24 protein-coding genes and 1 pseudogene are annotated in these 25,378 nt (G+C 49.1%); 2 read left to right on the forward strand and 23 right to left on the reverse strand.

Going from position 1 to position 25,378, the window contains the following annotated elements:
• The 13 genes from F1379_RS15160 to F1379_RS15220 all read right to left on the reverse strand — a co-directional run bounded on the left by F1379_RS15160 (nt 1) and on the right by F1379_RS15220 (nt 13,373).
• The gene (locus F1379_RS15160; RefSeq protein ID WP_150271170.1) at nt 1–1,281 is read right to left on the reverse strand and encodes an amidase domain-containing protein; all 1,281 of its coding nucleotides are present in this window, start codon (nt 1,279–1,281) and stop codon (nt 1–3) included.
• 131 nt (nt 1,282–1,412) lie between these two features.
• A complete protein-coding gene (locus F1379_RS15165) occupies nt 1,413–2,114 on the reverse strand; it encodes a lysophospholipid acyltransferase family protein (RefSeq protein WP_150271172.1) in 702 nt (233 codons plus the stop codon).
• Between the two features lie 228 nt (nt 2,115–2,342).
• Nucleotides 2,343–3,626 (reverse strand): erythromycin esterase family protein, encoded by a 1,284-nt coding sequence (locus tag F1379_RS15170; RefSeq protein ID WP_150271174.1) that lies wholly within the window; start codon nt 3,624–3,626, stop codon nt 2,343–2,345.
• 161 nt (nt 3,627–3,787) lie between these two features.
• Nucleotides 3,788–4,840: a pseudaminic acid synthase gene (gene pseI, locus F1379_RS15175; RefSeq protein WP_150271176.1), complete on the reverse strand. Its 1,053-nt coding sequence runs from the start codon at nt 4,838–4,840 to the stop codon at nt 3,788–3,790.
• Complete coding sequence (pseH, locus tag F1379_RS15180) at nt 4,818–5,390, reverse strand: UDP-4-amino-4,6-dideoxy-N-acetyl-beta-L-altrosamine N-acetyltransferase (protein ID WP_150271178.1); 573 nt, start codon at nt 5,388–5,390, stop codon at nt 4,818–4,820. The genes pseI and pseH overlap by 23 nt, the downstream gene beginning before the upstream one ends.
• Entirely contained in the window at nt 5,377–6,453 is a 1,077-nt protein-coding gene (gene pseG, locus F1379_RS15185; protein WP_162551173.1) for a UDP-2,4-diacetamido-2,4,6-trideoxy-beta-L-altropyranose hydrolase, read from the reverse strand. The genes pseH and pseG overlap by 14 nt, the downstream gene beginning before the upstream one ends.
• Nucleotides 6,453–7,208: a cytidylyltransferase domain-containing protein gene (locus F1379_RS15190; RefSeq protein WP_150271182.1), complete on the reverse strand. Its 756-nt coding sequence runs from the start codon at nt 7,206–7,208 to the stop codon at nt 6,453–6,455. Before F1379_RS15190 ends, pseG begins: the two co-directional genes overlap by 1 nt.
• A gap of 15 nt (nt 7,209–7,223) precedes the next feature.
• The gene (gene pseC, locus F1379_RS15195) at nt 7,224–8,420 is read right to left on the reverse strand and encodes a UDP-4-amino-4,6-dideoxy-N-acetyl-beta-L-altrosamine transaminase (RefSeq protein ID WP_150271184.1); all 1,197 of its coding nucleotides are present in this window, start codon (nt 8,418–8,420) and stop codon (nt 7,224–7,226) included.
• A complete protein-coding gene (locus F1379_RS15200) occupies nt 8,417–9,382 on the reverse strand; it encodes an NAD-dependent epimerase/dehydratase family protein (protein WP_150271186.1) in 966 nt (321 codons plus the stop codon). Before F1379_RS15200 ends, pseC begins: the two co-directional genes overlap by 4 nt.
• 12 nt (nt 9,383–9,394) lie before the next feature.
• Nucleotides 9,395–10,399: an SDR family NAD(P)-dependent oxidoreductase gene (locus tag F1379_RS15205; RefSeq protein WP_150271188.1), complete on the reverse strand. Its 1,005-nt coding sequence runs from the start codon at nt 10,397–10,399 to the stop codon at nt 9,395–9,397.
• A complete protein-coding gene (locus tag F1379_RS15210) occupies nt 10,383–11,837 on the reverse strand; it encodes a CDP-glycerol glycerophosphotransferase family protein (protein ID WP_150271190.1) in 1,455 nt (484 codons plus the stop codon). The genes F1379_RS15205 and F1379_RS15210 overlap by 17 nt, the downstream gene beginning before the upstream one ends.
• 21 nt (nt 11,838–11,858) lie before the next feature.
• Nucleotides 11,859–12,641, reverse strand: coding sequence for a glycosyltransferase family 2 protein (locus tag F1379_RS15215; protein ID WP_150271192.1), 783 nt, complete (start codon nt 12,639–12,641; stop codon nt 11,859–11,861).
• An 84-nt stretch (nt 12,642–12,725) separates the two neighbouring features.
• Nucleotides 12,726–13,373: a CgeB family protein gene (locus F1379_RS15220; protein ID WP_476739482.1), complete on the reverse strand. Its 648-nt coding sequence runs from the start codon at nt 13,371–13,373 to the stop codon at nt 12,726–12,728.
• A gap of 439 nt (nt 13,374–13,812) precedes the next feature.
• On the opposite strand from F1379_RS15220, the gene F1379_RS15225 reads away from it, so the two are divergent.
• Nucleotides 13,813–14,250, forward strand: a complete 438-nt coding sequence (locus F1379_RS15225) for a hypothetical protein (protein WP_150271196.1) — start codon at nt 13,813–13,815, stop codon at nt 14,248–14,250.
• 194 nt (nt 14,251–14,444) lie between these two features.
• On the opposite strand, the gene F1379_RS15230 is transcribed toward F1379_RS15225, so the two are convergent.
• From F1379_RS15230 to F1379_RS15255, 7 genes and pseudogenes are all read right to left on the reverse strand, one after another.
• Nucleotides 14,445–16,343 carry a beta-glucoside-specific PTS transporter subunit IIABC gene (locus tag F1379_RS15230; RefSeq protein WP_150271198.1) on the reverse strand — a complete coding sequence of 633 codons (1,899 nt, stop codon included), beginning with the start codon at nt 16,341–16,343 and terminating at the stop codon, nt 14,445–14,447.
• Between the two features lie 134 nt (nt 16,344–16,477).
• Entirely contained in the window at nt 16,478–17,329 is an 852-nt protein-coding gene (licT, locus tag F1379_RS15235; RefSeq protein WP_150271201.1) for a BglG family transcription antiterminator LicT, read from the reverse strand.
• Between the two features lie 175 nt (nt 17,330–17,504).
• On the reverse strand, nt 17,505–18,935 hold the full coding sequence (locus F1379_RS15240; protein ID WP_150271203.1) for a glycoside hydrolase family 1 protein: 1,431 nt from the start codon (nt 18,933–18,935) through the stop codon (nt 17,505–17,507).
• 52 nt (nt 18,936–18,987) lie between these two features.
• Nucleotides 18,988–20,445 (reverse strand): glycoside hydrolase family 1 protein, encoded by a 1,458-nt coding sequence (locus F1379_RS15245; RefSeq protein ID WP_150271205.1) that lies wholly within the window; start codon nt 20,443–20,445, stop codon nt 18,988–18,990.
• Between the two features lie 239 nt (nt 20,446–20,684).
• A complete protein-coding gene (locus F1379_RS30010; protein WP_203457112.1) occupies nt 20,685–21,092 on the reverse strand; it encodes a cupin domain-containing protein in 408 nt (135 codons plus the stop codon).
• A gap of 66 nt (nt 21,093–21,158) precedes the next feature.
• Nucleotides 21,159–21,947 (reverse strand): annotated as a pseudogene (locus tag F1379_RS15250) (aldo/keto reductase); the annotation flags it as partial.
• Nucleotides 21,940–23,112: an MFS transporter gene (locus F1379_RS15255; protein ID WP_275262475.1), complete on the reverse strand. Its 1,173-nt coding sequence runs from the start codon at nt 23,110–23,112 to the stop codon at nt 21,940–21,942. The gene F1379_RS15255 and the pseudogene F1379_RS15250, both read right to left, overlap by 8 nt.
• 191 nt (nt 23,113–23,303) lie before the next feature.
• Here F1379_RS15255 and F1379_RS15260 point away from each other — a divergent pair, with 191 nt between their 5' ends.
• Nucleotides 23,304–23,849 (forward strand): TetR/AcrR family transcriptional regulator, encoded by a 546-nt coding sequence (locus tag F1379_RS15260; RefSeq protein WP_150271212.1) that lies wholly within the window; start codon nt 23,304–23,306, stop codon nt 23,847–23,849.
• A gap of 393 nt (nt 23,850–24,242) precedes the next feature.
• Here the strand turns inward: F1379_RS15260 and mnhG are convergent, their stop codons facing one another.
• The 3 genes from mnhG to F1379_RS15280 are packed head-to-tail and all read right to left on the reverse strand — an operon-like array spanning nt 24,243 to nt 25,373.
• Nucleotides 24,243–24,608, reverse strand: a complete 366-nt coding sequence (gene mnhG / locus F1379_RS15270; RefSeq protein ID WP_150271216.1) for a monovalent cation/H(+) antiporter subunit G — start codon at nt 24,606–24,608, stop codon at nt 24,243–24,245.
• Nucleotides 24,598–24,891 carry a Na(+)/H(+) antiporter subunit F1 gene (locus F1379_RS15275; RefSeq protein ID WP_150271218.1) on the reverse strand — a complete coding sequence of 98 codons (294 nt, stop codon included), beginning with the start codon at nt 24,889–24,891 and terminating at the stop codon, nt 24,598–24,600. The genes mnhG and F1379_RS15275 overlap by 11 nt, the downstream gene beginning before the upstream one ends.
• Entirely contained in the window at nt 24,891–25,373 is a 483-nt protein-coding gene (locus tag F1379_RS15280; RefSeq protein ID WP_150271220.1) for a Na+/H+ antiporter subunit E, read from the reverse strand. Before F1379_RS15280 ends, F1379_RS15275 begins: the two co-directional genes overlap by 1 nt.
• Nucleotides 25,374–25,378 lie beyond the last annotated feature (5 nt).

Genomic DNA, 25,378 nt, shown 5'->3' on the forward strand with positions numbered 1-25,378 from the left:
TTATTGGATAGCAGTTAAATGGATTAGTCTGTAAGCCAGTACATCTGCGCCATCAATGGGGTATACGTTTGTAAGAACTTCATTGGTATTATACGAATAATCACCGGTTCTGGATGTGATCAAGGGGTATTGGGTGTTGTAGTTTGGAGCATAGGAACCAGTAACGATGGTAGAATGACCGAAGCCAGGGTATCCGTAAACAGAATATTTAATCTGAATAATATCCCCGTTCTCCCAGTTTACATATTGGGGCGGACAGGCGTAAGCCAGCGGCTTGGATTCGGCCTTAGGTCCCGTTGTCGCAGTATTATTTGTAATAAAATCATGAAATTCATTTACGCCTGCCCATGACGGGGTACGTGCAGATAATGAATCATAATACCAGCTGGTGCGGTTTTCCTTTGCTCCCCCGGCCAACAGACTATGGGATACGAAATTGGTGCAATCATTTGCTATGGCACTAAAATCATAATAGGATGCGTAGCTTGAATTTCCTGAACTTGGTTCCGTCTTGCTGCTGTTAGCAATTGCATATGTAACAATATTGCTTCTGGCAGTACTGCTTACACTTGCAAGACTGACAGAATTAGTCGTTGCTGCGTTATGACTCACACCGTTCAGCTTGTACAGCGAAATCTCAGAATCAAGCTTGTCAAAAAATTTATTTTCATTACTCAACGTGGTTTTTAAGAATTCATTTGGATTTTTACTGTAGTCAAGCTGGTAAGTACGAATGTCGCTGGTGTTCACCTTCAATGATTGACTCGGATCAGCATTCTGCTGTTTCAGACTAACCATAATGTCAAAATCCGTATATTCAAAATAATCTGTAATACCGATCGTCTCATTTTCATTCGTGAAACCCAGTTTGACTTGTCGCATGGATTCGGATAATTGATCAAGCCCTTTATATTGATGCTTAACTAACACATTATAAGTTATGTCAACGTTATTATCTAATACCTGATAGTCATGTATACTTACATCCAACGAAAAGCTAGTTACATCAATATTGGAACGGACCTTTCTGTTTGTCAGAATCTCGTGCTTCAAATCGACATATTGCAGCACGTTGTCGTCTTTAACATATTTGGATATATTCATATCTTGCTTCATGTCAACCGAATGATAATAATCATACAGAAATTCCTTGCCAAGTTCCGCATATTCATCAACGTTCTTGGAAGAAGACGGTTCCATAGCGTAGACACTAGAACCGATTCCAACGCTAAAAACAAGAAATAGCACGACTAATACAAGAGAAGTCTTCTTTACTCTCATTTGTACACCCTCTATTCATTTTTAGCGCGCTATTAACCTGATTATACCATACTGCATTGGTAATACAATATATGGATAATAGGAAAGTGATAGGATGTAAAACGCATACAAAACCAATTATTCCTTTCAGCCTATTTATATACCCCCCGATAATTCTCAGGAAGCAACTCCGCTATCTTCTTCATCATATACTGCATAGCGAATTCCTCATATTCTTGTTTATCCTGTTCTTTGTCTCTTTTCGGAAGCTCAAATTGTGTCCCAATGTTGACATGGATATCTGCATATGTAAAGGTTTCCGCCTTCATATCCCCTTCTATATGTATAGGTAACAGTTTCTCTGTCCCGTATAAGCCAACAGGTACAATGGGAGCTCCCGTCATTCTGGCGATAAGAAGGATTCCTTTCTTGGCTTCGATCAAACTCCCCGCTCTGCTTCTGGTCCCTTCCGGGAAAATCAATAGACTCCCGCCTTGTTTAACAAGCTTAATGATTCGCTCAAGGCCCTCTTTATCAGCGGTATTGGGTTTTATATTTGTAGTCTTAATTACATTAACACCTATACTCGTAACGGCGTTATTTGACAGCTTCTCTCCTGCCACAAAAGTGGGATCGATGTCTTTTAAGACTCTGTCCAGCACTAATCCGTCGGAATTGCTTAAATGATTGCATATGAAAATCGTTGGTGTCTGGATTCCCTTTAAATTATCGCTGCCTACTATGTGCATGGTAGCGTATTTCTTCAGGTAATGATTTATAATCTTACGGGATATGTATGTGACCCATTGATTTGGAAGGATGTTTATCATTTTAGCCGTTGCTGCGGATATCATTGGAATTCTCCTCCGGAATGTTATTGAGAAGCATATCATAGTTGGCTATGGCCGGCGACTGCCGATCCATTAAATCCTGCGGAGTCTCTTAAGATTGTAGCACCGGTAGAGACCACAAATAGCGTATATCGGATCTCCCCGGCGTTGACAGCGGCGACCGGCAGAAAATCGCCGCTTATGTTGGATAGCCTTGCATTGATTAGATGAACAACCCCTACTGCAAGGTTATTATTTGACGTTACCGCTAACATAACGAGAATTCGAAAAAGCCAGGGGTCTTAAAGCCTTGGTGTGATCAAGGTAGATAAAAGCGTTGTACCGCCTGGAGATCACTGTCGGCACGTAGTTGCCTCTCTCCCGTTCGGGATGGTACACCACACCAATGGCCCGGTGGCCAACCGTAATCTCGCCGAGTGCCGGATCTTCCGGGTCCATGAGCAGCAGCTGATCCTGCGCTGTGTTTCTGTGCAGCAGCTCCTCCCAGCTGTTCCTGATTGCAGGCGGCACCTTCATTTCCTCCATGGGAGCTCCCCAGCTTCGGCCGGCTATCACGGTGCCCTCATACGTGCCGAAGCCGATAGCGTATACTTGGCTGCCGTGCTTTTCCCGCAGGAGCTGACCCACGTTCACCATCCCTTCACTCGCCATGTCCGTTGCCCGGGCGTCACCCACGTGTGTATTATGCTCCCAGACCAGCACACGGGAATGCTCCCCGTGAAATTCCACCAGCTTCTCCAGTGCAGACACCATGTGCCGGTCACGGACATTCCAGGAATCCGCGTCGTGGCGGATCATTGTACGATAGTAGGCTTCCGCCCCTTTTACTGCCATCGCATTTAACTCGGCACTGAGCGCACGCTCCTGATCCCCCGGATGGGCATCCTTCCATTTGTCCTGAAGCCTGCCCAGAAGAGCTATGACCTGATCCTCACAGCCTTCGCCATACAGGGAAGCAGAAATTCCGTAAGATTGCTCGTCTCTGCCAAAGGGCTCGAAGCATTCAAAGGCCTTCCGTGCAGCCTCCAAGTCAGTCTTGTCCTGCGTTTCCAGAACCTTGAGAATCTCATCCATGGACTCCCACAGGCTGTATACATCAATCCCGTAGAACCCAACCTTCTCCGCATCGGGCTTGTCCTTGTTGAATTCACGCAGCCACCCGGCAAGCTCCCGGATCTCCTCATTGGCCCACATCCAGGTTGGCCAGCGGTTGAAGTCGTCCAGGGCTGTGCCCGCGTCTGCTGCGGCATCGGAGTACCCTTTAACATAACGGTTCAAGGTGTAGCAGGCAGGCCAATCCCCTTCTACCGCAATGAAACGGAATCCATGCTCAGCAATCAGGCGTTTGGAGAGCTCGGCGCGGACGGTATAGAAATCCGAGGTGCCATGCGAGGCTTCGCCCAGAAGCACATATTGGGCTTTGGCTGCATGCTTGATCAGCTGGTCCATGGAATCCCGGGTTCCAAAGGGGATAGATACCTGGCGTATCGACTCCAACAGTAAGTCTTCTCTCATCCTTCATTTCTCCTCACGTGAAATAAGTATATGTTCCAAGTTTGCACGTTTTGGAGTGAAAGCATGCAGAGATGAAATCATCAGTAAGGTGCCTCCGGCTAACAAATGAGGCTGTCCCTATAGCCACTTCACCACATGGCTATAGGGACAGCCTCTTGCTCTTATTCCAATAACAGCTCCCAGGTTAGGGGAGTTCCGCTTTTTAGGTTTCTTCGTATTCGTTTTCCCAAGAGTAAATCATAGTATTTGGGGTCTAAGCCAAATCCCGGACGAATCACTCTTATATTCTCCTTGGTCAGCACTTCGCCAGCGCTGATATCCCGGGCAATATAAATGGATCGTCTAAATTGAAGGGAGTTTGCTTCTTCCTTTGTGGGGCCTACAGAGACTCCGCCGAGTGATCTCCAGGCTGTATCCGTCTCTTGCACGAGTGCGGCAAATTCTTCGGGCTCCAAGGAAAAGGCAGCATCCACTCCCCCTTCTTCACGGTTAAGTGTAAAATGCTTCTCAATGACGGTGCTGCCCAGCGCCACGCTTGCCACAGCCGCCCCAATGCCCAAGGTATGGTCGGATAGGCCAGACTGGCAATGAAATACATTGCTTAAATAAGGAATGGTATGCAGATTCGAGTTGTCGGCTGAAGCCGGGTAGCTGCTCGTGCATTTTAATAGAATGAAATCCTTGCAGCCCGCATCGGTGATGGTGTTTACCGCAAGCTCAATTTCACCTAGCGAAGCCATCCCTGTAGAAATAATCATCGGCTTTCCTTTGGCTGCGACCTTCCTTAATAGAGGGATGTCATTATTTTCGAAGGAGGCAATTTTGTAACAGGGAACCTCCAGGGCTTCCAGAAATTCAAGCGAGGTTTCATCAAACGGTGTACTGAACGCAATCATTCCTAACTCCTTGCAGCAGTCAAAAATCGGCTGATGCCACTCCCAAGGCGTATACGCCTCTTTATAGAGCTCGAATAGAAACTTTCCTTTCCAGAGTCCGTGGGAGTCAATCCTGAAATCTCCGTCCTGAATTGGCAGGGTCATCGTTTCAGGGGTATATGTTTGAATTTTCAAGGCGTGCGCTCCTGCTTTGGCCGCTGCTTTCACAATGTCGAGGGCGCGTTCAAGGGACTGGTTATGATTCCCTGACATTTCCGCGATGATGAAGGGCGGATGGCCCTTTCCAATACATCTGTTACCGATCACTATTTCTTTCATTGGCCCTCATGACCTCCTCTTTCAGAAGAGAGCTGTGGTTCTCCCATTGTTCCTGAAATATGCTCATTAGCACCAAATCGGCATAGGTATTGTTCTTAACAATTTGTTGTCTTAGCCTGCCTTCTTCCGTAAACCCTAATCTTTGGTGATAGGATAAGCTCCTTCCGTTGAAGTCCAGGATCTGGGCACATACTTTCCGCAGCTGTCTTTCTTTGAAAATGTAATCCAAAGCCAGGATGCCCATAATCTTTCCGGACCCGGAGGGACTGGAACGGTCCCCGATATATAAACCCCAATCGCAGGTTTGGTTCCGGTGATCGATTTGGGTAAAGTTAATCAAACCGATAGGTTGCTCCTGATAGAAACAAAGCTTTACTTGTTTACTTGCATCCCGGACCACGGCCTCCCACCAACGGTAATGATTCTCTAACGGAATCAAATCATCATGATTCATAAACCGGCGGATATGATCCGCATTACGCCATTCCCATACAAGCAGTAATCGCTTCTCATCCAGATTCTCCAGTCTGTAATCCTTAATGGCCGCCATTGTCCCCTCCTATAATCCTGTCGATAAATTCATTTAATCGATCCTCTCCCATAAGCTGAAGAGCCCGTTCAGACATCTCTTTCACCAATGAAGGGTTGGCAAGTAAGGTATCTATTCCGTCTTCGATCTCTTTCGTGGTGACTTCAGCACTGGCGCCTATGCAGATCGTGGCTCCGTGATCATGCGCGAGTCTTGTGATTTCCCTTTGGTTATCAGCAGTCACTACAGATAAGGAAGGTAAACCTAAATAACACCGCTCCCACGTGGAGCTTCCGCCTGCTCCGATAAACAAGTCGGCCCTCCGCATTAATTTAGCCATATAATCAATCTGGCAATGATAAGCTGCATTGGGCATGCGGTTACAGATAGCTTCTATGAGAGCCTTGTTTTTGTTCATTTCACCTACTACGACATCTATGCTTAACTTGGAGAACCGGGCTTTACTTAAGATTTGTAATGCTTTTGCGGTTTCATTGGTAGGGTCCGTGCCGCCAAAGAACACAAGAATTCTATTCATCCTGCCATCACGCTCAGCTAACTGCTTCTTCATGGACCGGAATTCGGGCCGAAGTATAGCATAGCTGGTTCCTGCAAATATCGAGCAGTTTGCCGGAGCCAGATGATGATAACAGTCCCCGCCATGAGAGCTGTTCTGATCCAGCAAGATGCTGCAGAGATGCGGCCGGTCGGCTAAGTCATCGATCACCGCCATGGTAGTCACGTGCTCTCCGACGATTCTCTCCCATCTCTGATCAATGCCATAGTGGTCAATAATCAGGCAATCCACAGGTGAGGACTCCATAAGGATTTGCGCGGTTTCCATTGCATCGGTTTGGAAGTCCACGCGTAACCAGGAGGAATCCGTACGGTCACTTGGTAAAGGCAGCAAGAATACAGGATAGCCTTGCTCCCGGATGTAGCTTGCCAGATTCCCGGGTAAATCCCTGCAGATGAACTGGATCTCCGCGTTCCTGGCCTTAAGCTCATTGGCAATAGTCAGACAACGCATGACATGACCGGTACCCATTTCATGGGAAGCGTCCACCCGAAATAGGATGTTCATCATTGGGATTCCCTGATAATGTTTGTGTTCTTTTGTTCAATATGGGCGTTGATGGATGCCCATTCCGGATGCTCCTGCAGGATGGAGACAACAGCATCCAGCGTGAACTGTTCTGTTCCCTTCCCGGACAGAGCGGTTATCAGTCTGGCTATTAATTCAAAGTCTTCTTTCGTATCCACTGTAATGCGGTAAGAGCTGAAGTCGTTTACCTGCTTAACTTGTCCCAGCCGGAATAACTCAGGATGCTGGTATAGATAAGGGGTAACATGTTCCCGCTCAGCAGGCTGGGCCGCATGCTTATACGCCTGCTCCAGCACCTTCATGGAGAAGACCTCAACATCATATCCGCGGGGATAAGTCCGCTCAAGGGTATTGGATACATAATCGTATGCTTCTGGATTGGACAGAAATTCAGAGACTGCCTCGTCTACAACGGCCGGGTCCAGTAACGGGCAGTCGGAGGTAAGGCGGACCACAGTCTCTGCTCCGTAATGACATGCCGCCTCATAATACCGTGACAAGACATCCTCCTCCGGCCCCCGGAAGTAATCCACTGACAATCGTGTACACAAATCAATGATGGGCTGTTCTGCAGCATTAGTCGTTGTGGCAATAACAAGCTGGTCGATGGTCTTGGCCCGTCTGAGCTGGTTAATCTGATATTCAAGCAGAGGTTTATTTACAACCTGCTTCATAATTTTTCCCGGCAATCTGGTCGATAGCATTCTGGCCTGTATGATCGCTATTGTCCGCATAGGCTCTCCTTCATATCATTTGGAATAATGGTCCAGGACCTTGTTGACAGCCCGGATCACGTCCTGCACATCCTGCTCTGACATTCCCTGGAACAGTGGCAGCGTGATCATCCGGTTATACAATTGTTCCGCATTCGGGCAAATTCCCCGCTTGTAGCCGAGGTCCTGATAATAAGGCAAGAGATGCACTGGGATATAGTGCACGTTAACCCCGATATTCTCCTTCAGCAGGGCCTCAAAGATTTCTTTCCGGCTGCCCTTCAGCTTCTCTAAATGAAGAGCGATGATATACAGATGCCAGCTGGACTCACTCTCCGTGCTCTGGTAAGGAATCTGTATCTTATCGGAATGCCGGAACGCCTCGTTGTACATAGCCGCATATTTTTTTCGAAGATTTATGAAATGCTCTATTTTCTTGAGCTGGCTTATGCCAAGCGCCGCCTGGATATCCGTCAACCGGTAGTTGTACCCCAGAAACTGCATTTCATAGTACCAGGGGCCATGATTCTCAAGCATATGCTCAGGATCACGGGTGATGCCATGCGACCGGAATTGGCGCAGCTTCTCATAATACAACCGGTTGTTCGTGGTGATCAGACCACCTTCACCCGTTGTTATATGCTTTACCGGATGGAAGCTGAACATCGTCATATCACCGATGGAACCAATGCTTGAATGCTTATATTTAGCACCCAGTGCATGGGCTGCATCTTCAATCACCACCAGGTTAAGTTCCCTGGCGATGGTTATCATTTCATCAAGCTCAGCCGGCTGGCCTGTAAAATGGACGGGGATGATTGCTTTTGTCTTACTTGTGATCTTCTCCGCTAACCGTTTGGGGTCCAGGTTGTACGTTCGCGGATCAATGTCGGCAAATACCGGTGTTGCTCCCTGGTATAATATACAGTTGGCCGAGGCGGCAAAGGTCATCGGGGATGTGATCACCTCATCGCCTGCACCAATCCCGGCAGCATAGCAGGCGCCATGTAATGCTGCTGTTCCGCTAGTGAATGCCACAGCGTACTTTGCTCCTGTGTAGCTTGCGATTTCAGCTTCAAATTGTTCAATGGCGGGACCGGTCGTCAGGAAATCGCTTTGCAGCACCTGGATGACCGACTGGATATCCTCCTCATCAATCAGCTGCCTGCCGTAAGGCAAATAGCGGCTGCGCACGGGCGTTCCGCCATGGATGGCCAGTTTACCGCCGCTCATGACTTAGCCCGGCCCTTTTTGTGGAAGCTGGATTGGATCCATTTCTCCGTCTGCTTGATCCCCTCTTCGATCGTTACCCTGGGTGTCCATGACAGGGTCTTCTCAGCCTTCCGGAAATTACAGAGCAGCTTCTGGATTTCACTTTGCGGATGAATATGGGGAATATGGTGAATAGGTGCCTGTCCGCCCGAAATAAGCTCCGCTAAATGATTGATGGAAATATCCTTCCCTGTACCCGCGTTTACAATTTCTCCGTTTAACCGGTCGCTGTACCCGGCCTCCACCACAAAATCAGCACAATCCTCCACATACAGCAGATCCCGTGTCTGGGTGCCGTTCCCGTAAATGTTCAGAGGCTCCTTCTTCAATTTATTATGGATAAAGATGGCCACCACTCCGCCTTCACCGCCGGTCTTCTGGTAAGGACCATACGTATTGAACGGTCTCACGACCACAACCGGTAAACCGTAGGCAAAGTAATACGATAACACCATATTTTCGGCAGCAATTTTGGCTCCGGCATAGGGGGAGGCGGGCTTGATCGGGGACTCTTCCGTGATTCCCAGTTCATCGTCTGCTCTGGCGTAAACCATGCAAGTGCTCATAAAAACCAGCTTCACCTGCTGCTTCTTACACTCTTCCAGTAAATAAAAGGTAGCCAGTGTGTCATTGTTAAATGTGGTTTCCGGATCATCGATACTGTCCTGAACATTGATGCTTGCCGCGAGATGGTAGCAAAGATCAAAGGCCGTATCCCGGAATAGCGCTGTTAGTGCCTCCCGGTCTTTGAGATCCATAATGCTGACCCTTTGCAAATGTTCATTGTCCTGATACTCTTGCAAATTATCCAGGGATGAGTTGGCTAAGTTATCAATGACCCACACCTTCTGCCCATCCTTTAACAGCCGTCCAACGACCCATCTGCCGATAAAGCCGGTCCCACCGGTTACGAGTATGTTCATCATATCCCTCCGCTAGATTAAATTTTGCTCCATGATGATCTTCCGCACTTCCTCCTTGGTCAGCGGGATCGCTCCTTCCGAGCTGTAGGTACCGGGCTTCGGCCTGCTTGCGTGCTTATAGGTTTGCTTGGGGGCAAACGGGGAAGGAACAATATATAGACCCGGTAACTCATAGGCGCTTAATGATTCGTCATACGTCATCAGCTCTTCATATCTTTTTTCACCGGGCTTTAACCCGATTTCAACGATATCCACCCCGGACGGGGCCATCCTGTATTTCTTAGGCGTTTCTTCGGCAACAAGCTCTGCCAGGTCCTTCAGCTTGATCACGGGCATCTTTAAGATAAACGTCTCTCCCCCTTTAGACATTTGCAGGGATTGAATCGTAAGCTGAGTTGCCTGGTCCAGTGTCATCATAAATCTGGTGACCGACAGATCGGTTACGGTTATCGCTTTGCCTTCTCTGACCTGCTTGACAAATAACGGGATGACCGAGCCTCTGGAGCCAAGCACATTCCCGAACCGCACTGCACAGAACACCGTTCCTCCCCGGCCCTTTGCGTATTCGGCAGAGGAAATCAGCTTTTCGGCGGACAGCTTTGTGGCTCCATAATTGTTTGTCGGAGAAATAGCCTTGTCCGTACTTGTAAACACGACTTTCTGTACGTTATGCTGCTTCGCTGCTTTAATCACGTTATACGTGCCGATAATATTCGTAAGTACCGCTTCAAGGGGATTCTTTTCACAAAAGGAAACATGCTTCATTGCAGCGGTATGAAACACATAATCCATACCCTCCATGGCCTCTGACACCCGGTCATAATTACGGATATCGCCGATCAGAAGGCTGATCCTTGCATCTCTGTTCAGTTCATTTTGCAGCTCGAATTGTTTATGCTCATCTCTGCTGAATACCCGGATGACCTCAGGTTCCTCCTGTAAAATATGCTTCACAATGCTTCTGCCAACGGTGCCTGTTCCGCCGATCACGAGGATTCTTCTATTCTTGAAGAACATCCCTGTCTCCCCCCTTGTATTCAGCCCGTCTATTAGTCCATTGGCTGATCCAACGGGTAAGCATGTTGCCGGAATGCTCTGTCCGGTAGGCTTGCAGCAGGAACTTATTCTTCACGGCTTCGTAGTGTAACTTTTCTTGATCGCTGGAATAATATAATGAGACTGCCTTCACTAATTCTGCCGGCTCGTTCTGAATATAATGGTCAAGGGCATTGTAATAATCGTATTCACGGTTGGCCTGGATGAAATGATAGACAAACACCGGCTTATCCATTAATAGACCTTCCAGTGCAACAGTGGAAAGTGAAGCGAGGACACCATCAGAATTCTTGATCAGGTCACGGATATCTGTTTTGCGGTCTTTGATCACATGGACAGCCTCCAATTTGGTCTCCAGCTCCGTATAAAGTGAGATCAGCTTCTTGGAAAGCTCCCAGGGATGAGGCTTGATGATGAATTGAAATCTCCCATCCGTAACCAGGTCAGTAACTAAAGCTTGTATCTTGGTTGCGTCCAGGCTTGGCCCAGTGGCAAGCAGCAGCGTAATTTTGTGGGGGTCAAGGCCATGCTCGCCGCTAAACGAATCCTGCGCTTTCCGTTCATCCGTAAAGAGTTCATCATACCGGGGGTGACCGGTCACAGCGATGCGGTATTCCTCAAGACCTCTTGCCATAAACCAGCTTTTCTCATATTCGCCGTAGACCCCTACATGGCTGGAGAAAACAGGAATAAAGGCTTCCTCCCCCATCAATATTCCATGCTGCAAGCAAATGCTGGGGATGCCTCTCATCGCCGCAACGACCGCCAGCGACCGGCTGGCCACATCTTCTGAGGTGCCTATCAGTACCGTTGTTACCGGAATTTGATCATAGAGCTGATTAACCGTTTCTATGGCATCTACGATAGCGGGAATCCGCTTCAGGAACGTCTCGATGAACACGGGATGGCCCAGTGCCGGATGTGCTTTGTATTGGGCAAGCATTGCAGTGGCCTTCCGGATTAACGCTTCAGAGGCTTGGCTTGTGTCGCTCTTGAAATTTCCGATACATACGTTGGGAATCCCGAAGTATTCAGGAACTCTGGAACGTGACACAATCAGCGTATGCTCCCTGCTGAAATATTCAGTTAATTTCTTTTCCGGAATTCTCGTGTAGTCCAGATTTATCAATATCTTTCCGTCCGGATTGCCCTGAGCCGGTTGCTTAACAGGTGCTAACAGCGACTCGAAAAAGGGTTGAATCCCACTTGGCTGCTTAATGCCTGAACTGCTCAGCTTCTTCTCAAAGTCCTGGTGTTCCATAGCGCTTCTCAGCTCATCATTAATCTGCTGATAGAAGTTCGTCATTACCGCAACAGGTATTTCTCTATACTTTACATCCTTTAATACATGAATGAATTCACTATACAGAGACCAGTAATTGTGCAGATAGATTGACACCCCGCTGTAACCCTCCTCCTGTTAAGCATTTTGGCTTTTCTGTTTCATAGCTCTGAGGTCTTCCCGAAGCTCTTTGCAGGTTCTTTGAGGCGGCAGCATTTGGATGAATTGCGACTTTTCCTGCTGCTGCAGCTGATGATGGATGGATAATTCCGTGATATAGTTATCGTCCAGAATCTCCTCGATCGGATAGAAATCCCAGTAATGGTTAAGCCGCCAAAAAAATCTGGCATCCCCGATCCGGTAAAACTCCGGGTTCTCGTCCCAATAAGATCCGAACCTTTCCTCTATGACAGGAAGAATGGAGCTTCGATGCATAATGGAGCAATGATCTACCTGGCAGGGGGCCACCGGAACAATCCGCTTAGCCGGCCTTACTTGTTCTTTCGTGATCTCCTGCTGCTCATTCAAGTAAGTGACTAAAGAAGCGGAATAAACGACCATTACATCCGGATGGAGCTCTAAATAATCTACCATTTGCCCCAATCTAGTATTCCGGTAACAGTTATCATCGGTTGCATAGGAAATGTACTCGCCTGAAGCTTCCGGCAAGGCTTGGTTGATGAGGGCCGCGTATCTGATCTTCTCCACTCTTTCGTCCATGGTTTGAGTATGGCTCTGATAGAATTTGATTCGCTTATCCTTAAGAAAGGGCTCAATGGCTGCGAGGGTTTCTGCATTCGAGTTATCATCCATCAAGAAGAGCTCAAAGTCTGTAAACGTCTGATTGAGTAGGGATTGAATGGACCTTGCAATATAACCGGGTTTATTGTAGCTGGTCATGATTATGGATACCTTTGCCAATAGGACACCTCCTTTGCGCTGCTTAATTTCTATACTATGTATCGAATATCAAAAGGTAATAGGATATAAGGCTAAATTTACCAGTCAAGTGGTTTGAATCTGCTTCATCAAGCATTCGATCCGGTACTGAAAGGTATGCGAGCTCAGTACGCGTCTTCTGGCCAGACTGGCCATGTGCTTGCGTTCTTCGGCGTGCGCCATATAATAATGAACCTTCTCCAATAAATCCTGCTTATCTATGAAAGAAACGATCTCCTCCCCTTCTTCAAAATGCTGCGCCAGCGCTTCCCTAGTATCTACGAGCTGAAATGCCCCGCAGCTGGCCACATCAAAGGTACGGTTGTTGATGCCTTTGGCCACGATGCCCATGCGGTTCTTATTATATTTCTCATCCGAAGGGCGGTGAATATTAAGTACGATTTGCGAGCCATTATAATATTTCATTACGGTTTCCGGCTGTACCCAGGCATTCACCCAATGAACGGGACGGCTTTCCTTCATGCTCCATTCATTGTGCTGCTTTCCCCATCCCTTTCCGACGATCCGCAGCTGGTAGCCGGTATTCTCCAGCAGGAAAGCGGCAAGTTCAATCCGGTTACTATAGGGCACTCCTACTAAACAGATGTCACTTGAGAACTCTTCAGAAACGGGTACGGGATGGAACATTTCGGGATCGGTTCCCAGCGGCAGATGGTATACATGTCGTTGCCCTACTCTTGTATAGGGTTCCATGGCTGCTTCATCTATGGTAAATATGTAGTCAAAATTAGTGCTTAGCGGCAGGGTCAAATCCATATAATAAGGGTCTTCCGTCAGCCAAATAGCCGTCCTTACTTTCGTATGTTTTAAGAATTCCAGTATGGGTCTGGGGATTTTCAAACCCGTTAGGGCAAGGATAAGATCAGGCCGGAACGATTGCTGCAGCTGTGTTAAGGCAGCTAAACCCTGATTTAACGTAAAAGGCTCACAATGGTGACCTGCGTTCTGAAATGCTTCTATGATCCTTTGCTCAAAAAAGGAATATACCGCACTGAAGCCTGAAGCAATAAATAGGATTCTCATATTTTTCCTCCCTAATCAAATCGAGGATTTTTTAGTTGATAGGATATTGCCACAAGCCAACGATCGAACAAACCATATAATGACTTGTAAGTGAAGTGGAGGTGACAACATGGCACAAACCTTAGTTGAATTCGGTAGAAGCATTCAGACCAACCTGGCTAATGGCGTTAATATTCCAATCAACTCAACACCCTATCTGCTCTTACAATTCGGTCTTAATGTTCCAGCCGCAATCAACTATGTGGAACTCATAACTACGGTAGGCTGGCAGGCGACGAATGTTTTTATAACCCCGCCAGAGCAACCTAAATTATTAATCCAAGTCTTAATGGATGGCGTTGTTGTGGGCAGTGCAGAGCAAGAGTCCGTTTCCTATGATGAAGATGAATTGCTGGAAATGACCACAACATTTCAGACTATTCTTACCAATGTACCGGTAGGATTTCGCGTAATTCAAGTGTTTGTTTCCAACCCGGAGGATCTCCAGGGTGACATCCTCATCACCGGCCCTGCCAATATTACCGGCAAAGTGTATGCGCCTGCTTAGCCGGTTTCCCGCTGCCTGGAAATTTATTATCATAAAGCAAAAACTCCTTTGTAGAAGACTTGTTTGTACTTGGGCACCAACAAGTCTTCTATTACAGGAGTTCTTTTTTGTATAGTATTCGTCTGAATGGCAGCATATGCATTGACGCTTATACCGGGCTGCTTATTGAAGGCCGCAGCCGCTTGCCTTGTTGTTTAGGCTTTAACCGTATAGAGCAGATCCTTAGTCTTTACCGTAGCTTGCCCGGCGGGCTGGATCGAATCGTATTCTTGAATGTTGGTGATAATCACCGGCGTGATTGTGCTGAAGCCAGCCTTTTCGATCTCGGCAAGGTCGAATTCCATCAGCAGATCGCCGACAGTCACCCTGGTACCGGCCGTCACTTTCGGTGAGAAATGCAGTCCCTTCAGCTTCACCGTATCAATGCCGATATGGATCAGCATCTCGGCCCCGTTGTCGCTGACCAGACCGATGGCGTGTCCGCTCTTCGACAAGGAGAAGACGGTACCGTTGACAGGCGATACGACCCGTCCTTCGGCCGGCTGGATGGCCAAGCCCTTGCCCATGATTTCTTCGGAGAATGCCGGGTCATTGACCGCGCTCAGCGGCTTCACTTCACCGGTAATCGGGCTGAAGATTTGCTCTGTAACCTTTGGTTGTTCCTCGGCAGCCTGCAGAGCAACCGGTTCTGCTGTAACAGCAGCCGGAGCGGCGGCCGGAGTGGCCTGTACTTGCTCTTCCGGCACATCCTCAAAGCCCAGAACGTAGGTAACAATAGTGGCAACAACAATACCAATTGCGAAACCGATCAGGGACAGGACAAAGGTCGAGCCCAGAACCATTGGAATCCCGGACAATCCGGCCAGGCCGCCGATGACGAAGGCTTTAACCTTGAACAGGCTTAGGAACGCCCCGCCAGCGGCTCCGCCGATCAGTGCGGCAATAAACGGCTTCTTGAAGCGCATGTTGACGCCGTACATCGCCGGCTCGGTAATCCCCATCATGGCAGTGATGCTTGTGGAGAGGGCCAGGGATTTCAGCTTCTTGTTCTTCGATTTCAGGTATACCCCGAAGGTTGCGCCGCCTTGCGCGAAGTTGGCCACCATCATGAGCGGGATAATGTAGTCATATCCGAGCTGGGCAATGGAAGCGATCATAATCGGGATGAGCGCATAGTGCATGCCTGTAATGATGAGCAGCGACATCGTGCCGCCGATCAGCAGACCTGCGAGCAAGCCGGTGTTAACGAACAGCCAGTTGATACCTCCTGTGAGGCCGTTCCCGATAATAACGCCCAGCGGACCGATAGCGATCAGCGTCAGCGGTACGATGACCAGCAGGGTCACCGTAGGGACGACGATCAGCTTCAGCGAAGCATGGGTTACTTTGTCTACGGCCTTCTCCACATAGGATGCCAGCCAGATGGCGATGACGATCGGGATGACCGAGGAGGAATACGTCGCCGCTACGACCGGCAGGGAGGCGAACGTAACCGACTCCCCGGTAGACAGCAGCGCCGTTATCGTCGGATGCAGGATGGCCGCGCCAATTGCTGCGCCGATATACATGTTGCTTCCCAGCTTGCGGGCGGCGCTTACCGCCAGCACAATCGGCAGGAAGTAGAATGCGCCGTCCCCGATGGCGGACAGGATGATGTAGGTTGAATTGTCTGTGGTCATCCAGCCCAGTGCCACCAGCAGTGCCACGATCCCTTTGATCATCCCCGCGCCGGTAATGGCCGGCAGAATCGGTGTGAAGATCCCGGAGATGAAATCCATAAATTTGCTGAGCGGATTCTGCTTCTTCTTCTCGGCGTTGTCCGCTGCCGCAGCCATTTGATCCGGGGACTTGGACATACCCGCAACCAGCTCGTTATATACAACAGGCACGTCGTTGCCGATAATGACCTGGAACTGTCCGCCGTTGATCATTACACCCATTACGCCCGGCGTCTTCTGCAGGGCTTCCTTGTCAGCCCGTTTGTTGTCTTTCAGATTAAAGCGCAGGCGGGTCATACAGTGGGTAACCTGGCCTACGTTCTCTTCTCCGCCGACCAGCTTCAGTATTTCTTTGGACAATGCTGCCTTATCCATATGGCATGCTCCTTTGAGGTTGAGAGTGGTTTGTGGTACAAAAAAACCCAAACACTGAGCAGCAATGCCAAATTCGCGCATTCCTGTTCAGCGTTTAGGTTTTGCCTGCTAAGAGTAACAATCCCGTCACGCAGTTATTCAGTTGGCTCTTCATTTCGGACAATCCGTTCGATATGAATCGTCATGTATAGGATTTCTTCTTTGGATAATTGCCGTTTGTAAATTTTGCGCGTATACTCCGCAATCTTCACGGCGCAGGCATGCGCCTCCGGGTATTGAACCTTGACCAGATCATGCAGCGCATGCTCCTTGTCCCTGTCATCCATAGGTGCTCCCTGCACTACCCGCTGTGCAAAGAACTTCAGATGGGTCAGAAAGCGGTAGTAGCTGAGCGATTCCTCATCCAGCTCAATCAGGAAGCTCCGTCTGACAATATTGAGAATATCCTTCACAATATTCGTGATGCTTACCGTCTCCCGCATTTCTCCGTTCATCTGCGCATTGACCAGATGCATGGCAATGAAAGCGCACTCGTCTTCCGGCAGCGATACGCCGAGCCTGTCCTCAATGATCTGCAGCGCCTTGATGCCGATGGAGAACTCCTTGCGGTACATCCGCTTGATTTCCCATAACAGCGCATTGCGGATCTGCAGTCCCTGGCGGTGCCGGTCGATGGCAAAGTGGATATGGTCGGTCAGCGAGATATAGACGCTCTCATGCAGCTTCTCGCCGAGCACCGTCTCCGCATAGCGGATAATTTCGTCGGAGCATTCGACATATTCCATCGGGATGTCCGACAGCAGCGACATCAGCTTTTGCGAGACTTCCTTGTTCTCCAGCGAAAAAATCTTCTCAATCTTGTCTTCATCAATGACGTCGCCGGCGTGTTTCTTGAAGGCGATTCCGCGTCCCATAATGACCAGCTCCTTCTGGCTGGCATCCATTACGGTTACGACATTGTTATTCAGCACCTTCGCAATTATCATTCCATCACCTTACACCGTCAGAGTAGAAAAAAGGCAAAACCCGAAACTGGCCATTCCATAAGAATGCCGGTTCCTGGTTTTGCCTGCTTAATTACAGTAACAATCCAGTGAGGTTTTCCTCTACAAGCATCTTAGCATATCGCTATATCTATGACAACGTTTTTATGAAAACGTTTTATTCCAAATTGTGGTCCTTGTTCAGACTGGCTCCATTGGTGCCGATCACTTCCTTGTACCAGTGGAACGACTTCTTGCGGAACCGCTCCAGGGTGCCCGATCCGTCGTTGTTGCGGTCCACATAGATGAAGCCGTAGCGCTTCTTCATTTCGGCAGTTGAGGCGCTGACAATGTCTATGCAGCCCCAGGAGGTATATCCCATGACTTCCACGCCGTCTTTGATGGCTTCGCCCACTTGAATTAAGTGATCGCGCATGTATGCAATCCGGTAATCGTCGTTGACCGTCTTGCCGCCATGACCGTCATCGACCAGCTCATCAACAGCTCCAAGCCCGTTCTCCACGATGAACAGCGGCTTCTGGTAACGGTCGTAGAAGCGGTTGAGCACATATCGCAGCCCCTGCGGATCGATCTGCCAGCCCCACTCACTCGCCTGTAGATACGGATTTGGTACCCCGGCAAACAAGTTACCCTGGCCAGTCTTCCGTTTATCCGGATCACCTGTCTCACAGATGCTCACATAATAACTGAAGGAAATGAAGTCAACGGTATGCTTCAGCAGCTCTTCGTCCTCAGGTGCAAAATGAATCTCGATGCCGTTCTCCCGGAAATACCGCTTCATATAATTCGGATACGTGCCCCGGGCATGGACATCGGCGAAGAAGTCATTCTTATGCTCGAAGTGCATGCTGGCGATGACATCATCCGGATTAGGCGTGAGCGGGTAAGTCGGCATGCTCAGCACCATACAGCCCAGCTTGGCGCCAGGCATCAGCTCGTGGCCCAGCTTGACCGCCAGAGCGCTGGCTACCAGCTCATGATGCACGGCCTGGTACAGATCCTGCTTCGACAGCTTCTCCTTCGGCGTATAAATCCCTCCGCTCATAAAGGGCGCTTCCAGAATCGAGTTGATCTCATTGAAGGTCAGCCAATATTTCACTTTGTCTTTATAACGCTTGAACACAGTCGTGACATACCGTTCATAGAAGCTGATCAGCTTGCGGTTGACCCAACCGTCATATTCTTTGGCAAGATGAAGCGGCGTTTCATAGTGCGACAAGGTTACCAGCGGCTCAATCCCGTATTTGCGGCACTCGTCGAACAGATCATCATAGAACTGCAGACCCTCCTCATTCGGAGTCAGGTCATCGCCGTTCGGATAAATCCGCGACCAGGCAATGGACGTACGGAACACCTTGAAACCCATCTCGGCAAACAGCCTCACATCTTCCTTATAACGGTGATAAAAATCAATGCCTACCAGCTTGAGATTGTCTTCTGTCGGCTCCTCCGTAATGGGACCGGCAATCCCGTGCGGCATAATGTCCTGTGTGGAGAGCCCTTTACCATAGGAGTTATAAGCGCCCTCGCACTGATTGGCCGCAACGGCACCGCCCCACAAGAATCCTTCCGGAAATGCTGTCTTCATATCTTAACCCGCCTTTCATAGCTGTAGTTTGTCCATTCATGAGCTTCTGTATTTACAGAATTTCACCGTTTGAGGCGATGACCTGCTTGTACCACGCGAATGAATCCTTCTTGCTGCGGTTCAAGGTTCCGTTGCCCTCGTCATCCAGATCGACATAGATGAACCCGTAGCGCTTGGACATTTCCGAGGTGGACATGCTGACCAGGTCAATCGGGCCCCAGGCAGTATAGCCCAGCAGTTCAACGCCCTCCTTAACGGCTTCCTTCATCTGGATAATATGCTTCTTCAGATACTCAATCCGGTAGTTGTCATGCACAGACCCGTCTTCCTCGACACGGTCAATGGCGCCAAGTCCGTTCTCCACGATGAACAGCGGCTTCCGGTACCGGTCATATAACGTATTCAGGGTAATCCGCAGGCCTACAGGGTCGATCTGCCAGCCCCAATCGGAAGACTCCAGATAAGGGTTCTTGACGCCGCCGACCAAATTGCCGGCCGTCGCTTCGCCTTCCGGTCCGGCGGAGACCGCGATGGTCATGTAATAGCTGAAGGAGATGAAATCCACGGGATGTGCCGCAAGAATCTCGTCATCCCCCGGCTGCCGCGCGATGACAATGTTATTCTCCGCAAAGTAGCGGTCCATATAAGCCGGGTATTCGCCGCGTGCATGCACATCGGTGAAGAACAGGTTCATCTGATTCTCCTGCTGGCTCTTGCGCACATCCTCCGGATTGCAGGTATGCGGGTACGATTCGATCCGGGCCAGCATGCATCCGATTTGCGATCCCGGGATGATCTCATGGCCAAGCTTCGTCACCATGGCACTCGCCACGAATTGATGATGCAGCGCCTGATACACCGTCTGCAGCTTATGCTCTGTGCGGTCTGTCAACACGCCGCCGCCGGTGTACGGGCTGAACAGCATCACATTGATCTCGTTGAAGGTCAGCCAATATTTCACCTTGTTCCGGTAACGGGTGAATACGGTTTCGGCATACTTCACATAATGGCCAATCACCTCGCGGCTGGCCCAGCCGTTGTATTTCTGCGTCAGGCCGAGCGGTGTCTCATAATGTGACAGCGTAACGAGCGGCTCGATGCCATACTTAAGCAATTCGTCGAACACATTGTCGTAGAACTGCAGGCCCGCTTCATTCGGCTGTGCATCATCGCCGTTCGGGAAGATCCGTGCCCAGTTGATGGACATGCGGAATACCTTGAAGCCCATTTCGGCGAAGAGTGCGATATCCTCCTTATAACGGTGGTAGAAGTCAACGCCTTCCCGCTTCGGGAACCGTTCCTCAATCTCTCCGGCCAGAATCTGCGCAATGCGCTCGCTGGAAATCTCCATGGCATGATCCCCCTGGCGCTGGGCCTTCGGCACATAGGCGATCATATCCGCTGTTGACAAGCCTTTGCCGTCTTCGGCGTAGGCTCCTTCGAGCTGATTGGCGGCGGTAGCTCCGCCCCATAAGAAGTTTTCGGAGAATCCTGCCTTGGCTGTAGTCATCGTTTCTGCCTCTTTTCTGTAGTTGTTGTTAAAGCCAAAGGGCCAATAAAACAAGAAAAACCTAAACCATTGGCAAAGGAGTGGAGACCTTCATGAAGAAGGTCCAATCATTCACCATCGGTTTAGGTTTTGCCTGGACGCCCAGTAACAATCCATTAAACGATGTATTTAAGGATTATTTAATTAAATTCATCCTATCACAGGTGCTAGGAGATTTCAAATGTGTACTATTAAGCAGCTTAAAGGTTGTCATAGTCCTCATTCGCTACGGGCTCCAGCCATTCCGGCGTACCTGCAGTGACGGCAATATGCTCGAACCAGCTGTCCTGGGTTGCACCGTGCCAGTGTTTTACCCCGTCATGGGTAACAATGACATCACCGGCCTTCAAAGACTGTGCAGGCTTACCTTCTTCCTGATACCAGCCTTCACCTCCGGTTACCAGCAAGACTTGAAATCCACCCCGGTGGATATGCCAGTTGTTTCGGCAGCCCGGTTCAAAGGTCACGTTACCGACGCCAACATTCACTTTAGGATCGGCAACCAACGTTTTCAGGTAGCTTTGCCCTGTGAAATATTGTGCAAAGGCTTCATTCTTCTCGCCCGCAGGGAAGATTACACCAGCTTTGACTTCTTGGTGTTTTGCCATTTTCCCACCGAATACCGGGAAGAAGCTATGCTCACCGTAATTCTGGATCGGTTCAATCTTCTTGAGTATCTCCATATCTGCATCGCTGATCACAAAATCAAGCTCTGCATTGACTCTCATATGCTCCGGATTTGCTGTCTTTGGAATGACAACCAGACCAAGCTGGATATCATACCGCAGGCTAAGCTGAGCAACAGAAACTCCATACTTTTCAGCAATGGCCTTAAGCTCTGCGTGATCAAGAATTGCACCGTGGGCAATCGGTGAATAGGCTTCAATCAGGATGCCGTTCTTTTGGCAGTATTCAATTAACGCAAGCGGCGTATTGCTTACATGAGCCAGAATCTGATTAACCATCGGCTTGATCTCACAACTCTCCAGAATATTGTCTATATCGTCCTGCAGGAAATTGGACAGCCCGATAGCCTTTACTTTACCGTCCGTATAAGCATCCTCCATGGCTTTCCATACATCTTTGTTTTCCTGGAAATAACGGTTCTCCTCACGGAACTCCTTCCAAGGCTGCGGGCTGTGAATAATCAGCAGGTCAATGTAGTCCAGCCCCAATTTGGCTAAAGACTCATCAATGGAATGCGCAGCTGCAGCATAGTTCTTTGCTTCGGCGGCAACCTTTGTCGTAATGAACAGTTCTTCTCTTGCCACTCCGCAGGAGCGGATGCCTTTGCCTACACCCGCTTCGTTCTGATATGCCTGAGCCGTATCAATATGGCGATAGCCGAGGGATACCGCATCCCCTACGGCCTGTTCTGCCTGTCCATCGTCAAGCAGCCAGGTTCCCAGCCCTAATGTAGGGATGGTTACACTATTAGATAATCTAAGGGTTTCGTTAAACATGTGTTTGTCTCCTTTGCATGGTTATATTATTAGCTCTACGTTGATTAAAGGGAATGACTGCTAACATCAAGGCAACTGCAACGGATATAGCGGCTGTCCAGCTCACCCCGAGTACAGAATACCTGGCAGTAACGAGACCCCCGATTCCTCCGGCAGCTGCAATGCTGAGCTGCACGACAGAGCCGTACAAGCTCAGCATGATTCCCGAGGCTTCCGGCGCCAGATTCACCAGGTTGAACTGCAGCCCAGGCCCGGACGACCAGGCGGAGAAGCCCCACAGCATAAGAAGTGCAATGGTGACAGCTGCGGATTTGGCGACCGTCGCAAGCAGAACAAGGGCAACTGCATGGACAGCCATCCCGCCCACCAGTGAGCGCGGAATTCCAATCCGGTCTGTCAACAAACCGCCGGCCTTAGAGCCGATTAAAGTCGCTATGCCGAAGGCGAACAGGGCCAGACTAATGTGATGCGCTCCTATCTGTGTGACATCGTGCAGGAAAGGAACAATATAGGCGTACAGAACGGCATAACCCAGTTGCCAGAAAAAAGTGATGCCAAAGCCCGTCAGTATAACGGGACTGCGTATAAGGGCAAGCTGCTTCCCAAGCGGAATTGGAGGCTCACCCTCTGTTGAAGGAATCATCCGGTACACTGCGAATGCGGCCAACATGCTAAGCATACCGATGCCCGCGAAAATCACCTTCCAATCGAATGCCGCTGCGATTACCCTGCCGATGGGAACGCCTACGATTAAAGCGGCGCTAAATCCGATCAGTACTGTACCGATGGCTCCGGCTTGCTTTCCGGGGGGCGCAAGTTTGGCAGCTATGGTCTTGGAGGCGATAACAAAAACACCGGCGCCGACAGCCAAAATGATCCGCGAGACGATGAGGAAGCCAAACCCCGGAAGTGTGATGGACATTACGCTGCCCAGCACAACGATCCAGAGCGAGAACATCATCAGCTTTCGCCGGTCCATCTTTGCCGTTATCATGACGAATAGCGGTGACCCGACAGCATTGGCTATGGCGAATACAGATATCAGCTGCCCGGCTGCAGCCATTGATACATGTGCCCATTGCGCTATGTTGTCCAGTATACCGGCGATTACATACTCTGAGGTGCTGACCACAAAGCTTATGAATGCGAGCAAATATATTTTCAATGTGTTCCGAGCTAAGGCTTCAATGGATAGTCCCTCCTTCCGGATAATAATCGATGTTGATCGAATAAACGACATATGTATATAATAAATGAAATCCGATAAGGTTCAATCGTTAATATGGGCTGATTCGTCCATTACTCGACACACCATTTAAATGTGTCAATTATTTAGGGAAGGCTGGGTTACCCGGGATGGCTAAGATCGACAGGAGAATACTTAAGTCGCAGCTTGCAATTAAGCAAGCATTAATGCAGTTAATGTCCGAAAAGAGCTTCGATGACATCACCATACAGGACATCTCCGACAAGGCCGATGTTCACCGCGCCACCATATATCTCCATTACCAGGACAAGTTTGATCTCTTGGATAAGCTCATTGAAGAGCATATCCAGGCTATGAGAGAGATTAGCGATTGGGCCTGTGAAATTGACTGGAGAACTGCAACCCAAGCTTATTTTGAATACTTCGAGCAAAATTACCTGTTCTTTTCCACCATGTTATCAAGCAAGGGAGCCCCTTCCTTCCGCAGTTTGTTCCTGCAGTTTATTATGGAGGAGTTCAATGAGGAGGTCGATCCATCCGAGGAGAGGAATCATGAATTAACGAAAGAGGTTATGCTGCCATTTATGGGGACGGCATATGTAGGCGTGGTCGAGTGGTGGATTATAAACGGAATGCCCTGCCCGCCCCCGGAAATGGCCAAACAAGTGGGGATTCTGTTGGAACGGATTGTGTAGGAGCCTTATATGGCAAAATACCGCTTATTGGTAAGCTGGGGTGGTGTCAAAGTACCCTGTTACCAACGAGCGGTTTCTTTTGTTGAGCCAATATTTTATAGGATTATATAGCTATGAGCCGCTTTACTTCTGCAATAAACACCTCGTCCACTTCTTCAACAGTATAAGGGAAAACTCCTTGTTTCGTATGCAAATACAATACGCCCTCTCCTTGACCATAGTCTTTAAAAGAGATGTCAAAGACATCCTCAATGGAGAACCGGCGGTAAGCGGAACGGATTTGAGTCGGATATAAACATAATAGCCGTCTTTGCTTGATGATTTCGAGTTTCTCGCCAGTCATGATTCGTTCGACTTTGTAGTACGGCTGAACGGCGATCGTCCATTCATGAGTCATGATTTATTGGCTGGGGATTGCTGCTTTTCCTCTGACAGGGACTTCAGATCATCCCGCACGCTTCCCTTCCATAGCGGAACACCCGAGCGGTAAGCGGCCCGGCCGTTTAAGTGACCCGCAACAGGAGACGTGATAAATACAAACAGGATGGCGAGCAGCAGCTTGACATTGACCGCCCCGTCTTTAAACAGGAAATACAGAAATCCTCCTCCCAGCAAACACAGCACACCGAAGGTCGCGCTTTTGGTGGCGGCATGTGAGCGCAGGTACACGTCGGGAAGCCGGATTAATCCAAAAGCGCTGATTCCGCAGAAGATCGCGCCGCATACCACCAGAATGGAGCTAATTAACTCACCTGTCATTTGCGTCTCCTCCTTCCTCCATAATAACGCCCCGTTCAATGTATCTGGCCAATGCGGTTGTTCCGATAAACGTCAGAATGCCGATGACGAGAATGACCTCCAGAAAATCACGGGTATCCAGCAGCATACTGATAACGGTGATTATAGCGAGTACATGGATGCCTATGGTATCCAGTGCCGCTACCCGGTCTGACCGGGTCGGCCCTTTCAGCAGACGGAACAGGCAAGCCAGCATCGCCAGACCCAGGATGATAAGTGAAGTCGTTAACAGCACTGCAACCATTAGCGGGTCACCTCCACGATCGCTTGTTCAAAGGTGCCGCGGATCTGCGCAACGAGCGCTTCAGCATCTTTAATATCAATGGCATGGATGTATAACGTCTTTCTGTCAGGGGAAACATCGAGCGTTAACGTTCCCGGCGTGAGACATATCAGACAAGACAGCAGGGTGACCTCCCATGCCGAAGCTAAAGTTGTCTCGTATGCAAATATTCCGGGTTTAATGGCCAGCTTTGGACGAAGAATATGCGCTATGACTACAAAGTTCGAAATGGTTAGCTCACGGATAAAGATCAGCAGCAGCTTCAGGATAGCCCATAGGCGTCTCAGGTAAAACGGCTTTTTCTGCGGTCTGGTTCTTCGGAAGAATATTAATATAGCAACCCCGAGCAGATATCCTACAATAAAGCTTGAGACGGAATCATTGTTGTTCATCGCCATCCATAGAAAGGCAATCAGCAGGTTGAACAGAAATTGTAAGGCCATCTCCT

This window comes from Paenibacillus tepidiphilus, assembly GCF_008635795.1.
Taxonomy (GTDB): domain Bacteria; phylum Bacillota; class Bacilli; order Paenibacillales; family Paenibacillaceae; genus Paenibacillus_AQ; species Paenibacillus_AQ tepidiphilus.

Excerpts from the sequence above, each read along its gene's own strand:
- F1379_RS15160 (WP_150271170.1), bottom strand. The coding sequence starts at position 1,281 with ATGAGAGTAAAGAAGACTTCTCTTGTATTAGTCGTGCTATTTCTTGTT.
- F1379_RS15165 (WP_150271172.1), bottom strand. The coding sequence starts at position 2,114 with ATGATATCCGCAGCAACGGCTAAAATGATAAACATCCTTCCAAATCAA.
- F1379_RS15170 (WP_150271174.1), bottom strand. The coding sequence starts at position 3,626 with ATGAGAGAAGACTTACTGTTGGAGTCGATACGCCAGGTATCTATCCCC.
- pseI (WP_150271176.1), bottom strand. The coding sequence starts at position 4,840 with ATGAAAGAAATAGTGATCGGTAACAGATGTATTGGAAAGGGCCATCCG.
- pseH (WP_150271178.1), bottom strand. The coding sequence starts at position 5,390 with ATGGCGGCCATTAAGGATTACAGACTGGAGAATCTGGATGAGAAGCGA.
- pseG (WP_162551173.1), bottom strand. The coding sequence starts at position 6,453 with ATGAACATCCTATTTCGGGTGGACGCTTCCCATGAAATGGGTACCGGT.
- F1379_RS15190 (WP_150271182.1), bottom strand. The coding sequence starts at position 7,208 with ATGCGGACAATAGCGATCATACAGGCCAGAATGCTATCGACCAGATTG.
- pseC (WP_150271184.1), bottom strand. The coding sequence starts at position 8,420 with ATGAGCGGCGGTAAACTGGCCATCCATGGCGGAACGCCCGTGCGCAGC.
- F1379_RS15200 (WP_150271186.1), bottom strand. The coding sequence starts at position 9,382 with ATGAACATACTCGTAACCGGTGGGACCGGCTTTATCGGCAGATGGGTC.
- F1379_RS15205 (WP_150271188.1), bottom strand. The coding sequence starts at position 10,399 with ATGTTCTTCAAGAATAGAAGAATCCTCGTGATCGGCGGAACAGGCACC.
- F1379_RS15220 (WP_476739482.1), bottom strand. The coding sequence starts at position 13,373 with ATGGAACCCTATACAAGAGTAGGGCAACGACATGTATACCATCTGCCG.
- F1379_RS15225 (WP_150271196.1), top strand. The coding sequence starts at position 13,813 with ATGGCACAAACCTTAGTTGAATTCGGTAGAAGCATTCAGACCAACCTG.
- F1379_RS15230 (WP_150271198.1), bottom strand. The coding sequence starts at position 16,343 with ATGGATAAGGCAGCATTGTCCAAAGAAATACTGAAGCTGGTCGGCGGA.
- licT (WP_150271201.1), bottom strand. The coding sequence starts at position 17,329 with ATGATAATTGCGAAGGTGCTGAATAACAATGTCGTAACCGTAATGGAT.
- F1379_RS15240 (WP_150271203.1), bottom strand. The coding sequence starts at position 18,935 with ATGAAGACAGCATTTCCGGAAGGATTCTTGTGGGGCGGTGCCGTTGCG.
- F1379_RS15245 (WP_150271205.1), bottom strand. The coding sequence starts at position 20,445 with ATGACTACAGCCAAGGCAGGATTCTCCGAAAACTTCTTATGGGGCGGA.
- F1379_RS30010 (WP_203457112.1), bottom strand. The coding sequence starts at position 21,092 with ATGGCAAAACACCAAGAAGTCAAAGCTGGTGTAATCTTCCCTGCGGGC.
- F1379_RS15260 (WP_150271212.1), top strand. The coding sequence starts at position 23,304 with ATGGCTAAGATCGACAGGAGAATACTTAAGTCGCAGCTTGCAATTAAG.
- mnhG (WP_150271216.1), bottom strand. The coding sequence starts at position 24,608 with ATGACAGGTGAGTTAATTAGCTCCATTCTGGTGGTATGCGGCGCGATC.
- F1379_RS15275 (WP_150271218.1), bottom strand. The coding sequence starts at position 24,891 with ATGGTTGCAGTGCTGTTAACGACTTCACTTATCATCCTGGGTCTGGCG.
- F1379_RS15280 (WP_150271220.1), bottom strand. The coding sequence starts at position 25,373 with ATGGCCTTACAATTTCTGTTCAACCTGCTGATTGCCTTTCTATGGATG.